The organism is Oxynema mangrovii CENA135 (assembly GCF_016632315.1).
In the GTDB taxonomy this organism is placed as follows: domain Bacteria; phylum Cyanobacteriota; class Cyanobacteriia; order Cyanobacteriales; family Laspinemataceae; genus Oxynema; species Oxynema aestuarii.
Genome location: NZ_JAEOXH010000003.1, coordinates 952538 through 966181 on the forward strand (window position 1 = coordinate 952538; position 13644 = coordinate 966181).

Sequence of the window (13644 nt, forward strand, 5' to 3'; positions counted from 1 at the left end):
TAGCAAATCTCATTCAATACAATATTAATTGTCAAACCGCTATCTTATTTCCTATTCATCCAAACTTCGATCTCCTTTTTGGTAAACCATCAATAACAAAGCCATGACCGAACATCAATTACCAAAACCCATCCAAGCTTTACTAGATCCAAACATTTATCCCCACCCAGTTAAAGAACCGATCCAACTGATTCAAACCCATGCTTCATTCGTATTGCTAACTGGGGATTACGTTTATAAAATCAAAAAAAGCGTCAATTTTGGCTTTCTCGACTATTCGACCTTAGAGAAACGGCGGCATTTTTGCCAAGAAGAAGTCCGCATGAATCGACGCAGCGCGCCGGAAATTTACTTAGGGGTTGTCGCGCTGACCGAAACGGGGGATAGTCCTGGAGTGACTCTACGCGATCGCCTCGAATTCGACGGAACGGGCGACCCGATAGAATATGCGGTTAAAATGCGACAATTTCCGCAAGAGTGCTTGTTTAGTTCCTTATTTCAAGCGGGAGAATTGAGCGAAGATCGCATGAAAGAATTAGGGCGCGTCGTTGCCGAATTTCACGGAAAAACGGAAACTGACGATCGCATTCTCAAATTTGGAGAAATCGCACAAATCCGGCAGGCGATCGATGAAAATTACCACCAAACCGAAAAATACATCGGCGGACCGCAAACGCGCCAGCAGTTTGAAGAAACGAAAGCTTACAGCGATCGCTTTTTTGCCGAACACAAAGACTTATTTAAGACCCGGATCGAACGAGAAAAAATTCGCGAATGTCACGGCGACCTGCACTTAAGAAATATCGCCCTCTACGACGATCGCATCATTCTATTTGACTGCATCGAATTTAACGAATCTTTTCGCTTTGTCGATGTCATGTACGATATCGCCTTTGCGGTGATGGATTTGGAATCGCGGGGGAGTCACGTCCTGGCGACGGTGTTTTTAAACGAGTATTTGGAACGAACGGGGGACTGGGAAGGGGTGCAAGTGCTACCCTTATACCTGAGTCGGCAAGCTTACGTGAGAGCAAAAGTTACCTCTTTTCTGCTCGACGATCCGACGGTGGACGAGACGGAGAAAGAACGGGCGCGCGACACGGCGGCCCATTATTACGAGTTGGCGTGGCAGTACGCGCGGCGCGATCGCGGGCGCCTAATTTTGATGTCCGGGTTGTCGGGATCGGGGAAAAGCACGGTAGCGCGACAGTTGGCGAAACCGACGGGGGCGATTCACATTCGTTCCGATGCGGTTCGCAAGCATTTAGCGGGAATTGCCTTGCACGATCGCGGGACTGACGCCATTTACACCCCCGAAATGAGCCGCAAAACCTACGGGCGCCTGTTGGAATTGGGCGAACTGCTGGTGTTGCAAGGGTTTACCGTCATTTTAGATGCGAAATACGACACTCGGAACCATCGCGAAGCGGCGATCGCCGTCGCCGAAAAACGCGAGATTCCGTTAACGATCGCCCACTGCACGGCGCCGATGGAGGTCTTGCGCGATCGCCTGCACCAGCGTCGAGGAGATATCGCCGACGCGACCGCCGATTTACTCGCCAGTCAGCAGCAAGCGGCAGAATCTTTTACCGAACGGGAGCGAGCTTACGTGAGAAGCATCGACACGACGGCGGCGATCGCCCCTCAATTAGAGGCATTTTTCGCCCCTTAAACGGGCTTATTCCGGTTCGGAAATCGGAATTTCTACGGTAAACTCCGTCCCGCAACCGGGAGAACTATAACAACACAATCGTCCTCGATGTTTTTCCTCAACAATTGTCCGACTAATTGACAGTCCCAAACCCGTCCCTTTGCCGACGGGTTTGGTCGTAAATAAATAGTCAAAGACACAAGTTTGCACCTCTTGCGGCATTCCGACGCCGTTATCTTTAAACGACACGGAAATATAGCCATCTTTGCAAGCGGTGTAAATGCGAATTTCGTTGGGATTGGCTTCGATGTCTTCGTAGCTGCGATCGCGATCGCCTTCTTCCAAGGCATCGATCGCGTTAGATAAAATATTCATAAAAACTTGATTGAGTTGGCTCGGATAACAGCTTACTTCAGGGATATTGCCGTAATTTTTAATAATTTTAATTTCCGGGCGATCGGGATTACCTTTCAGCCGATGTCTGAGAATCACTAAGGTACTGTCAATCCCGGAATGAATGTCAAATAAAACGCGATTTGATAAGTCATTGCGCGAAAAAGTCGTGAGGGAACGGCTGATGCTGCGGATGCGTTCGCTTCCGAGTTTCATCGACTGAATTGTTTTGGGAAAATCTTCTAAAATATAGGGTAAATCAATGTTTTCGGCGTGGTCGGCGATCCCGTCTCCCGGATTGGGAAAAGTTTCTCGATACAATTGCAAATGTTCGATTAAGACTTTCCCATAATCTTGAATGTAGCGCAGATTGCCGTCAATAAAATTAATGGGGTTATTAATTTCGTGAGCGACTCCGGCGACCAGTTGACCCAAAGTAGACATCTTTTCACTGTGAACTAATTGCAGTTGGGATGTCTTGAGTTCTTCCAAAGCATTTTGAAGCTCTAAGGTGCGTTGTTTGACTTGTTCTTCTAAGGTTTGACTGAGCCAGCGTAATTTTAAATGAACCTTAACCCGGGCGATCGCTTCTTCCGTTTGAAAAGGTTTGGTAATATAGTCTACGGCGCCGAGTTCCAAGCCTTTGACTTTATCGACGGTATCCGCTAAAGCGGTCATAAAAATAATCGGAATTTCGGCAGTATTTGGATTGGCTTTTAACCGCTTGCAGGTTTCAAAACCATCAATTCCCGGCATCATGACATCGAGTAAAATCAGATCGGGACTGGCATATTCGGTCTGCTCGATCGCGGTTTCGCCATCGGTTGCGACCAGAATCGTCCATCCCGAACCTTTAATCGAGTCGCATAAAACTTTTAAATTGGTGGGATTATCATCGACGATTAAAATACGAGCGGATTCCCCAATCGGATCGAGTATCATTTTTGTGTGATGTTTGCTTGTTAACTGTATCTAAAAACCCAAACGAAGCTGTCAAAAAAATAGATTTTGATTGGATGGATGAAGTTAATTGTAACCCAGAATCTGAGTTTGCAGGAGAAAAATAAAACAAGTTCGGATCGACTAAGCCGATCGGTTTTCTGGGAGGAACGATCGCAGGAGTTCTTTGACTTTTTTGACCTGAAAGCTTTCGGTTAATTGCAAAATTTCGCGGGCAAAGGGTTCGAGGGCGCGATCGTCGCTCACCAATTGCTCGATCGCCTCTTCAATACCTTGTAAATTGCCCATCATGGCTAAATCGTAAAGCTGTTCGAGCTGTGCGCTATCCGGTACGACCGAAGGGGTGCCGGAGTCCTCCTCGGGAGCGGGACTGGCGGCGTCTACTGTTTCATAAATCCACTCCAATTCCAAATAGTTTTGCAAAATCTCGAAGAGGCGATCCATTTCGACGGGCTTGGGTAAAAACTCATCGGCGCCCATTTCAAAACTCTTGGCGCGATCGCGTTCAAAAACACTGGCGCTGGCGACGACGATCGGAATTTTCTTTAAGTTTGAATCGGCGCGCAGTTCGCGAATCAATTCAAACCCATCGACCGTCGGCATCGTTAAATCGGTAATAATTAAATCCGGCGAATGTTTGCGGGCGAGATCGAGTCCGTCGCGTCCGCAATTGGCTTCGATCGCCTGACAGCCGATCGCTTCGAGAACCATCACTAAAACCCCGCGATTTTCCGGGCGATCGTCCACGATCTCGATCGTCGGTTTTTTATGTTTAATGCCAATAATTTTACCGAACTGCGCAGTCGATCGCCGTTCCACCCAATCCCGGGCAATTTCTAGGTCGAGATCGAACCAAAAGATCGTTCCCGTTCCCAACTGACTTTTTACCTGTAATTGAGCGCCCATCAGATTGACAATTTGCTGGCCGATCGCCAATCCCAGCCCGGTTCCTTCGGCTTTGCGGTGGTTGTCTCCCACTTGCTCGAACGGCTGAAAAATCTTTTCTAATTGGTCGGGACTCATGCCAATTCCCGTATCTTCAATCTCAAAACGAACGGTTTTTCTCCCTTGAGTATCGCCGAGGGAGGTCACCTTAAACGTCACGCGACCGCGATCGGTAAACTTAATCGCATTACCGAGTAAATTAATTAACACTTGTCGCAAGCGTTTTTCGTCGCTGCGAACTCCCGGGGGCAAATCGCTGGCGATCGCGAAATCGAAGCCAATCCCTTTCTGTTCCGCTTTAATGCGACAAATTTCGGCGACTCCGGTCAAGAAAGAGGGGAAATGAAAATCGCTATTATACAGTTCTAACTTGCGCGCTTCGATTTTTGATAAGTCGAGAACGTCGTTAATTAAGGTCAGTAAATGAGAGCCGCATTGATAGATAATCTCGATACCTTTGCGATCTTTGTTCGATAAAGAGGGAGACTGTTGGAGAATTTGAGCGTAACCGAGAATGCCGTTGAGGGGGGTTCGCAATTCGTGGCTCATATTGGCCAAAAATTCGCTTTTGGCTTGATTGGCGGCGTCGGCGGCAACTTTAGCCCGTTCTAATTCTTGGGTGCGTTCCTCGACGCGCAGTTCCAGGGTTTGGGAATAATCGCGCAGTTGGCTGTTGGCGGTTTCCAGTTGGCGGTTGGTTTGGGCGAGTTGCCATTGTTTGTAGTGATTGGTCGTGGAGATCGCCGCGACTCCCATCGCCAGAAACGGAGAGACGACGGGAATCACCCAACCTGCGATAAAGGCGAGATAACTGCCGCCGATCAGGACGAGTCCCCCGGCGCCGATGCCCCATAGGGTCAGACCGCCGGGAAGGGCAGACGATCGCTCGCCAGCCCGTTGCAGAAACCAACTGCCCCCAGTTCCGATGCTGGCCCACAGAAAAATCCACAGCCACTCCTCGATGGAGGCCCAGGCTTGTAGAAGCGGGCGTCCGTGTAGGGCTGCATTGAGAATTTGACTGGCTAAATTGGCGTGAATGGCGACCCCCGCCATCGGCGGATCGTCGTCGATCCAGGAACGACTGTAGGGGGTCTCGAAAAAGTCGTTGGTGCTGGTGGCGGTCGAACCGATCGCCACGATGCGATCGCGCATCAACTCCGGGGGAATCTCGCCGCGCAACACTTCGCTCATCGAGATTTGCGGGAACGTCATTTCTTTGCCCCGCCAGTTCATCAAAATTTGATAGCCGCCGAGGTCGTCGCTGTTGCTGTAGCCCGCTTCTCGGGGGCGCAAGGGTTTGAAGACGGCGTTTCCTAAGTGGAAGATTTGCCGTTCGGGGTCGATCGCCTCCAAGTGGATGCCCTCGCTTTCGAGATAACTCAGGGCCAGGCGAACGCCCAGCCCGAGTTTGATCGTGTTGCCATCCTGAAAGTCGGTAGCGGAAAGCAGACCCCGGCGAACCGTGCGATCTCTGTCGAGGATCAGATCCGCCAGGGCGACGCGATCGCTCGCCTTGAGAATGGGAGGCGGCGCCACGCGATCGCCGATAATTTTTTCAACGCCGATTAAATTAGGCGTTTCCCGAAAGACTTCGACCCGGCGATCGTAACCGGGTTCTTCAGGAAAATTGCGATAAATATCTAAACCGATGGCGCGCGGTTGTTGGGCGTCGATCTTTTCGATCAGTTCGGCTAAAACCCGGTCGGGAATCGGCCAGGCACCGACCGCCGTAATATCATCTTCGTCGATAGTCACCAGGACGATCCGCTCTTCGCGGGATTCTCGCGGGCGCAGGCGAAAAAATTCGTCGCGCACGGCCCATTCCAGAAATTTGAACCAGCCGAAAAAGCTCCCTGTCGCGATCGCCACCGTCACGATCCCCGAGATCGATAACATACTGCGCCATTGAGTCATTGGGTGGGTGGTAGCCTCCGGCATGGCTCGATTGAGTGACTTTCAGCAGATCCCAAACAAAAAGGGTTCGAGGAGATTAAGGCAGCGTCGCGTCGGCGAGTTCGCCCAATCCCACCGAACCGAGGAGTTCGTGCCAATGTTGGCTCAGTTGGGCGTTTTGGGGATCTTGGCGTCTCATTCGCCACAAGATCGCGGCGCTGTCGTACCAGACTCCGGCAGAGGCTAAGGCGGAGACGTTCTCGATCCGGTCTCCCGGTTCGAGGTCGGCTAAATCGAGGCTGTCGGGTTCGACCCGTTTAATCCAACCGTCGATTAACGGCGAACTGGGGCGCAGTTTCTCGTCTAATTTGAGGGCGAAAAACCATTGATAGGGGCGATCGCTTTGTAAGGGCGGCGCATCTTCCGGCAGGGCGATCGCCACGATGCCGCCATTGGGCGAAATCGGGATCGTGGTTTGATAATGCAGGTTTTTCTCTTCGTCTTTAATACTAAAAAAGGCTTGGTTAACTCCGGTTTGGGGCAGGTAAACCAAAATTGTCGGGCGTTCGGAGAGGGTCAGTCCGTAGTTGCTCTGGGGAATCAACCCCGCGATTCCGTTGGCGATCGCCGTTGGCGAGTCGCTGGTGAGAGCCAGTCCACTTTCCCCGTGACGGGACGCCCCGCCACTACTGCGCTGGGGCGCTTGGGCGTCCGTCGGCGGCGTAAAGGTCGCCTCTCCCCGAGACGCCCCGCCACTGGTGCGTTGGGGTGCGGCTCCATCTGCCGGGGGGGTGAACACGGTTTGACCCCGGGAGGCGCCTCCGGTACTTTCCCGAGGGGCTTGGTTGTCACTCGGGGGGGTGAAGGTGACCGCTTTCGCCGGACTGACGGCGATCGCACTTACCCCAGTGGTCATGGCGATCGTGGCGATCGCCGCTAATAAACGTTGGCTTAGCATCGATAGTCTTCTCCTGTCAAAGATTCAGGGGATGCAATGATTTTATCAACGAACGGTTGTAAAACTAATAAAATTTCATTAAAAACAATATCTAAATTTTTAAAGATTTGATGAGCCTTTTTCTCCAGTTTGTCGCGGGTATTACTGTGGTTTTTTCGAGAACTTCAAAGCGAAAACTGCACTAGAAACAAGGGCGATCGCACGACTTCCAGGCATCGATCGATTTCGACGAACTTAACAATCAATAGTTTTTCTCGTCCGATGCTGAATTTAGCTTCTAGATTCTCCGATTTTTACTCGGTTCGAGTTAAATTTGAATCCGTCAGTCGTGACGGTTAACTTTTGCGTCTTCCACCTCCTACAACCAGTTACCGACTAACACGAATGGCGCCCAAAAGAACGGATCGTCGGTCGCCGGATCCGCCAATAATTTGAGCTGGGCTTGACGGACCGCTTGGGCTTTAGAAACCCCCGGTTTTCCGAGCTGAGTGTAAAACTCGCTCATGAAAATAGCCGTCGAGCGATCGCGCACGGTCCATAAGGTCGCCAAGGTCGCTCTGGCGCCGGATTTGAGCGCCAGACCCGCCAATCCCAAGGCGGCGCGATCGTCGCCGACCGCCGTTTCGCACGCACTCAAAACTAACAACTCGATCGCCGTTTCTCCTCGGATCGATTGCTCCGCGAGCAAGCGGTCTAATTCGTCGATCCCCAGTCGTCCGTCCCAAGTCAATAAAAAAGTATCTTCGAGTTTGGAACTGAACTGACCGTGAGTGGCCAAGTGAATGACTTCGGCAGAATTTTGATTGACTTTACGCTCCAAACTCGCCGTTGTAAACCCTTCGTCGAGCAACACCGCCGTGGGAAATTCTTCGCTGAGGCGATCGAGTTCCGACTTGACCGCAGGTAAGGAATTAAACCCCTGACGCGCTTCGCTCAAGCCCGCCGCGATCGCCTGCAAACGTCCCTTGCGCAACGGTCGCCCCGGCAGCAACTGCAACCCTTGAGAAAAAGCGATATTGTAATCTTCCACCAGATAGTTATCCCCGTCGTACAACGCCGCCATCGGTACGTTTCTCAAAGCTCCATCGAGGACGAAAACTAACGTTTTTACCCCCTCTAAGGTGCCGTCGCTGCGGGCGGGTAAAACTAACCAGTTGTAGAGAATTTTCGACAGGCGCAAGCGTTCCAAATTGTCGTAAGCGGGACTGAGGGCTTGTAATAATTCCTCGACAGTTTGATTGACAAAGGTTTGGGGGATGGGAATGTCGTAATAGCGCAGGGGATGGCCTGGAGAGGAGACAATCGTCGCCAGACGGTCTTCGAGGACGATCGGATAAATCACTGCCGCCTCCGGGTCGATCTCCTCAATTTTGACGGGCTGCATGTCGAGACAGGCTTCGCGTAAAAAGTTATCGAGTTCGGCTAATTGGAGGGCTTCGATTAACTGGCGCGCTTCGAGTAAGCGAGGGGGACTCGGGTCGCCGTCGAGCAACAAACTCACCAATTCTCGATAGACGGGTTCGATGCTGTCGCGGAAGGAAAATTGAACTTCGCGATCGATCGCCACCAGGTCGATGCGGAGGGATTCGAGGGCTTTGACCGCTTCTCGATAAGCGGCGATCGCCCCTCTGCGATCGCCTTGGCTCCTCAAAATCCGCCCGAGTTGCCAAGCGCCTTGAGAGACGATATCCGTGGCAACGATCCCTTGAGCGATTTGGAGGGCGTCTCGGGTGAGGCGCTGGGCGATCTCGAGTTGTTGGTTGCGCTCGTACAGGCGCCCCCAACGGACTAAGGCGTGAGCTTCGGCGCGCGGGTCGCGCAGCGATCGCGCCGCCGCGACCGCCTGGGCGAGTAATTCGTTAATTTGGGCGAGGCTGACATTTTTCTGGCGGTCGTCGAGTTTGATTCCGGCGTCGGTAAAGTTGAGGACGCTGTAAATCCAAGCGCGAGACGGCGCAATTTGGCGTAATTCGTGGTAGAGGGGTTCGACGAGAGCGGTGGCTTGGTGCCACTGGCGCGATCGCACGGCAACGTCGAGCTGGTTGAGGCGGGCGTCGAGGCGTTCGAGGTCCGATTGAGCCGTAGTTTCCGCTTTGGCAAAGTAGAAGGCGGCGCTGTCGAAATCTTCTAAATTAACGGCGGTATTGCCCATACTCAGATAAATGGCGCCGATTTCGTCCAGGTCGCGCTGTTGGCGGGCGATCGCCAAACAGCGTTCGAGCACCTCGCGACTGGCGTCTAAATCCCCGACCAGTTGCAAGCCAATTCCCAAGGCGTGCAAGGCTTGAACTTTGAGTCCGCCTTGGTCGAGGGTGCCGAGTTGTCGGTTGAGTTTTTCCAGGCGATCGCGCGCCTGACGGTAAAAGCCCAAATGTTGCAAGGCATAGGCTTGGTCGATCTGGCTGCCGATCGCGCCGATGTCGTCGCCCCCTTGTCGGTACAGTCGTTCGGCTCGTTCCCAGGTTTCGAGAGCGGCGCGGGGTTGTCCCGTGGCTAGCAGTAAGTTGGCTTGGGTATTGGTAGCTTGGGCGAGGAAAATCGGCTCGCGGTCGGGGGAGTTGGCGAGTAAGGTGAGGGCGCGATCGCTGGCGTCTCGGGCGCGGTCCCACTGGCTGAGCCGTTGGTAGGCGAGGGAGCGGTAACTCCAGCTCAGGGCTTGGCTGGCCCGATCGCCGCGATCGCCCGCTTCGGCGGCAGCGCGTTCCCAGGCTTCGGCAGCGTCGGCAAAATATCCGGCGCGATAGAGTCGGCGACCGCGATCGAGGGAATTTTCCCCTTGGCGCTGCCGCCATGCAGGAACGGAGCGCAGCAAGTTAGGGATGGGGTTCGTCTGGGCGAGATCCGGCGCGGCGATCGCGAAGCGTCGCCCAAGCAGAATCGCCAGCGACACCGCGATCGCCGCCCACAGGCCAAAGTTAAATCTCGCGAGTCCCTTCGCCATCGTCCACCTCACCACTCTCGAACCGAACCGAGCAGGTTGCAATCCTCGGGCCGATTTGCCGCCCATTGTTCCGGCACTGCCGACGGTCCGACCAATTCGATCTCACCTGCCGCCGTCGTCCGCCAGCCCTCCGCCTCGACGGGGACAGAACTTTGTGAGTTAGAGACGGGCTTTTCTGCGGGAGAGACGCCGTGGGATTCTCCTCGGGAGACCCTGCGCGATTCTCCGTCTCCGTTGGCAGACCGGAAGGGGGACAAGTCCCGCAAGTCTTCCCAGAGGCGCTGACTTCTCAGGCGGGTACTCGGCCCGGTCGGCAAGCCGCCGCGACCGACGAGGGCGAAGCTGCTGCGCTCGTCGGTCGAACATCCGGTAACGATTTGGGTGCTCGGGTCGGCCAGCTCGACGGATAACTGAGATAGGGCCGAACTGGCGTCAATTTCGGGACTTTTGATGTTGACGATGCCGTTGACGCCAAATTGAGAACTCGCCGTAATATCGCTGTCCGGGGTGAGGCGATCGCGGAATTGCGGCCCGAAAATCCCCTGAGTGCGGATTTCGATATTGCCGCCCTGTCCCCGTACCGCATTGGCGACTAAATCGCTATTTTCCAAGGCCACAATCGTATTGACATCGAGGCGGATGTTGCCCCCGTTCCCCGTTTCGCCCCCTTGGGCGTTAATTTGGCTGCCCCCTCGGGCCGAGAGCTGATTGCGCACTTGTAAGGTAATATTGCCCCCGGTTCCCGAAGTCGTCGCCGCATTCAGTCGTCCGCCGCGATCGAGGATCACTGAATCGGCGCGCACGAACAAGCTGCCGCCGTCGCCAACCCCTTCGTTTTCCACTGCAATTTCGGCGCCGTCGAGAACCCGCACCAGGGGAGCGGCGATCGTGATATTGCCCGAACCGCCGGACGGTCGCGCCGGAAAGCCAAAGGCTTCTTGCAAGACCAGATCGACGATATTCGCACTCGACGCGATCGTGCTGCGTCCCAAAGCACCGGGAACCCGATCGCTGATGGTAATTTCCTCCGTCGCCTCGATCTGCACCCTGCCCGCCGCGCCACTTCCCAAGGCCGTCGAACCGATGCGACCGCCCTGACGAATACTCAGAGTTCCCGTTTCGACGATCGCCGCCCCTGCATTGCCCGATCCGGTGGTCACGGTGTTGATCGAACTGGGAACCAGTAAAATCGGCAGCACGCCGCTCACGGAGATCGATTCGGCGGCTTCGATGACGAGATTGCCGCCATTTCCCGGCCCTTGGGTTCCCGAGGAAATCGCCGTCCCGTCAATTAAGCTCAGATGTCGGGTCACTAGGGAAAGATCGCCTGCCCGTCCGGAGCCGAGGGTATAGGCGTAAATGGAGGTAAATAGATTGGGCGAGATCGTGCCGACTTGGGTTAACTGGATCGAATCGGTGACGCGCAAACTCAGGTGACCGCCCGGACCGTCCCCGAAACTGCGGCTGAACAGACGACCGCCGCCGGACAGGGCGATCGATTGGGCGGAGATCTCCAGGTCGCCTCCGGATCCGCGATCGATCGTTTCCGAGAAGAAGCCACTAGAAACGGTGGCGTCCGAACTCGCTCCGTTGACGATCAGCGACTCCCTCGCTCGGGCGCGAATGCCGCCACTGGCTTGAGAGCCGCGATTTTGCACCCAGGCGAGGGACCCCTCGGTCAAGGTGAGACGACGACCGACTAGGGCGATCTCCCCCGCGATCGCCCCACTGGCGTCGAGGAGGGATTGGCGGGATAGGGATAAATCGGCAAATTCGGTGGCGTCGGTGTAATCGAAGCTCCAGCCTTCTGGGGTGTTCTGCCAGGTGACGCGACCCTCGCTGACGCCGCCGAGTTCGATCTGACCGCCTTCGGCGATTACAACGCCGCCTTCGAGAGCGACCGGACTGCCGATCAGGGCGAGGGTTCGACCGGGATTGACTTGCAAGGCATTTTCGATCCCGGTTTTGAATAAGGGACTCAACAGGGAGTCGGCGGTACTGAGGCGGTGACCGGACCCGCGCACGACGATTCTCCTTTGGAGAGGCTCCGCGATCGCCCCGGGCGGGGGATTCTCAGGCGCAGACCCAACGCGATCGAATTGCAAACCCACGGGAACGCTAACGGTAAGTAAGGAAGGGGCTTGCGGTTCGGTAGCACTGTAGAGACTGCCGTCGGACAGGGCGATCGCGTCGGCGGTGGAGGCGAAAAAGCTGCCCCCCAATTGCAAGCGCGCATTCGGCCCGAATTCGATCCCGTTGGGATTGAGGAAAAATAAGTTAGCGCTCCCGTTGGCGCGAATTAAGCCGTCGATTTCCGAGATTTCGGCTCCGGTCACCCGGGTGATGATGTTCTCGATCGCCCCCGGATTGTCGAACGAGGCTTGCATTCCCGTGGGAACGGAAAATTTGTCAAAACTGTGAAAAAGGTTAGTTCCCTGGCGCGTTCCCCCGTCGATCGTGAGCCGATCTCCTTGGAGATCGACCCGGCTAGGTTGGGGTAACGTATCGTCCGGCACGATCTGAGCTGTGGCGAAGCTACTCCCGAGTAGGAGTGTCCCCGCCACCGAGAAACCGTGAAGGTAGGGGAGGAAATGGCAGTTCATGTATACGCGATGCCAAGCACTCTAATTGACTTCCAGGCGCATTTGTCCCCTGTGTAACGCTTGTGCACTGGATCGTTGACAATGGCGATCCCCCAAATGAAGCGGGCGAATGACCGAGTGACTTTTTATGACCCGATCCGATCCTAAACTACGCTGTTGGGAATGTCCCGTGTTTGACCCTCGCCGAGAGTTTATTTTTTAGAAGTTTGGCGGGCGATCGAGGTCGGATTTAAGAGAAAATCAGATGCTTGTCGGGCGATCGCCTCGGAGAGTTGAATTTGTTTTAAGGTGACCAGACCTTCCTCGACGAAGGAATCGCGCACGCATTTATTCTGTTTGCTTTTAAACGGCGTTTCGTAAAAAACTTCCCGAATTCCCGCCGAAATAATCAGTTTCAAACAAGACAAACACGGTTCTAAGGTGACGTAAATCGAGGCCCCGTCCGTGGCGATCCCGTGTTTCGCCGCTTGGGCGATCGCATTCGCTTCCGCATGAACCGCCCGCGAGGGTAAGTCACTCTCGCTACAACTGACGACCCCCGGATAGCAGTATCCTTGCTCGGTGCAGTGAGGCGACCCCGCAGGCGGTCCGTTATATCCCGTCGCCAACACTTGTTTATTTTTGACAATCGTCGCCCCCACCGGAAACGCCAAACAGGTCGATCGCGTCGCCGCCAATTTGGCTAACATTAGGAAATATTCATCCCAACTCGGTCGGATTACCCCCTCGTCGGGGTTATGGCTCTCATTCACGGGGTTTGATTGCGGCTAAAGGTGCAGTTTCCATTCTGAGGCGATCGCGGCGATCTGTGAAGGGCTTTTGTCTGATAGGATCGGAGCTTTGCTCACTCGATAGTTTTCGATGAAAATTCGCCTACTCTATCCCGATTCCACCCTGCCCACCTACGCCCACGAGACCGATTCCGGCATGGATTTGATCTCCCATGAAGACGCCCTCATCCCTCCCGGGGAATGGCGGTTAATCGGAACGGGAATTGCGATCGAATTATCCCCCTTAACTGAAGCCCAAATCCGCCCCCGTAGCGGCTTAGCCTCCAAACACGGCATCACCGTTCTCAATAGTCCCGGGACGATTGACGAAGGGTATCAAGGAGAAATTAAAGTCATCCTCATCAATCATTCTTCGCAACCCTTCGACGTCACCAAAGGAATGCGAATTGCTCAAATGGTCATCGCCCCCGTCGTTCGTCCCCCCATCGAAGTTTTCCGGGGAGAATTAGTCGAAACCACCCGAGGAAACGGCGGTTTCGGTTCCACGGGGGTGTAATCCTGGCGGCGGG

Annotated in this window: 8 protein-coding genes; 2 read left to right on the top strand and 6 right to left on the bottom strand. The window is 54.4% G+C overall.

Annotation, left to right across the window (positions count from 1 at the left end):
* Window positions 1-103: 103 nt before the first annotated feature.
* Window positions 104-1672 (top strand): bifunctional aminoglycoside phosphotransferase/ATP-binding protein, encoded by a 1569-nt coding sequence (locus tag JJD41_RS23440; RefSeq protein ID WP_200670098.1) that lies wholly within the window; start codon window positions 104-106, stop codon window positions 1670-1672.
* 6 nt (window positions 1673-1678) lie between these two features.
* Here JJD41_RS23440 and JJD41_RS23445 read toward each other — a convergent pair whose 3' ends face one another.
* From JJD41_RS23445 to JJD41_RS23470, 6 genes are all read right to left on the bottom strand, one after another.
* Window positions 1679-2986 (bottom strand): hybrid sensor histidine kinase/response regulator, encoded by a 1308-nt coding sequence (locus tag JJD41_RS23445; protein WP_200670100.1) that lies wholly within the window; start codon window positions 2984-2986, stop codon window positions 1679-1681.
* Between the two features lie 141 nt (window positions 2987-3127).
* Window positions 3128-5845: a CHASE2 domain-containing protein gene (locus JJD41_RS23450; RefSeq protein WP_234489085.1), complete on the bottom strand. Its 2718-nt coding sequence runs from the start codon at window positions 5843-5845 to the stop codon at window positions 3128-3130.
* A 94-nt stretch (window positions 5846-5939) separates the two neighbouring features.
* Window positions 5940-6800: a DUF928 domain-containing protein gene (locus JJD41_RS23455; protein WP_200670104.1), complete on the bottom strand. Its 861-nt coding sequence runs from the start codon at window positions 6798-6800 to the stop codon at window positions 5940-5942.
* A 358-nt stretch (window positions 6801-7158) separates the two neighbouring features.
* Window positions 7159-9741 (bottom strand): CHAT domain-containing protein, encoded by a 2583-nt coding sequence (locus tag JJD41_RS23460; protein WP_200670106.1) that lies wholly within the window; start codon window positions 9739-9741, stop codon window positions 7159-7161.
* Window positions 9742-9749: 8 nt separating this feature from the next.
* Window positions 9750-12344 carry a beta strand repeat-containing protein gene (locus tag JJD41_RS23465; RefSeq protein WP_200670107.1) on the bottom strand — a complete coding sequence of 865 codons (2595 nt, stop codon included), beginning with the start codon at window positions 12342-12344 and terminating at the stop codon, window positions 9750-9752.
* A gap of 191 nt (window positions 12345-12535) precedes the next feature.
* Entirely contained in the window at window positions 12536-13096 is a 561-nt protein-coding gene (locus tag JJD41_RS23470; protein ID WP_370583935.1) for a deoxycytidylate deaminase, read from the bottom strand.
* A 109-nt stretch (window positions 13097-13205) separates the two neighbouring features.
* Here JJD41_RS23470 and dut point away from each other — a divergent pair, with 109 nt between their 5' ends.
* Entirely contained in the window at window positions 13206-13631 is a 426-nt protein-coding gene (gene dut / locus JJD41_RS23475; protein ID WP_200670109.1) for a dUTP diphosphatase, read from the top strand.
* The last annotated feature ends 13 nt before the right edge of the window (window positions 13632-13644 follow it).

Bases quoted from the DNA above. Each gene is read 5' to 3' on its own strand.
- JJD41_RS23445 (WP_200670100.1), bottom strand. From the start codon at position 2,986: ATGATACTCGATCCGATTGGGGAATCCGCTCGTATTTTAATCGTCGAT.
- dut (WP_200670109.1), top strand. From the start codon at position 13,206: ATGAAAATTCGCCTACTCTATCCCGATTCCACCCTGCCCACCTACGCC.
- JJD41_RS23450 (WP_234489085.1), bottom strand. From the start codon at position 5,845: ATGTTATCGATCTCGGGGATCGTGACGGTGGCGATCGCGACAGGGAGC.
- JJD41_RS23460 (WP_200670106.1), bottom strand. From the start codon at position 9,741: ATGGCGAAGGGACTCGCGAGATTTAACTTTGGCCTGTGGGCGGCGATC.
- JJD41_RS23465 (WP_200670107.1), bottom strand. From the start codon at position 12,344: ATGAACTGCCATTTCCTCCCCTACCTTCACGGTTTCTCGGTGGCGGGG.
- JJD41_RS23440 (WP_200670098.1), top strand. From the start codon at position 104: ATGACCGAACATCAATTACCAAAACCCATCCAAGCTTTACTAGATCCA.
- JJD41_RS23455 (WP_200670104.1), bottom strand. From the start codon at position 6,800: ATGCTAAGCCAACGTTTATTAGCGGCGATCGCCACGATCGCCATGACC.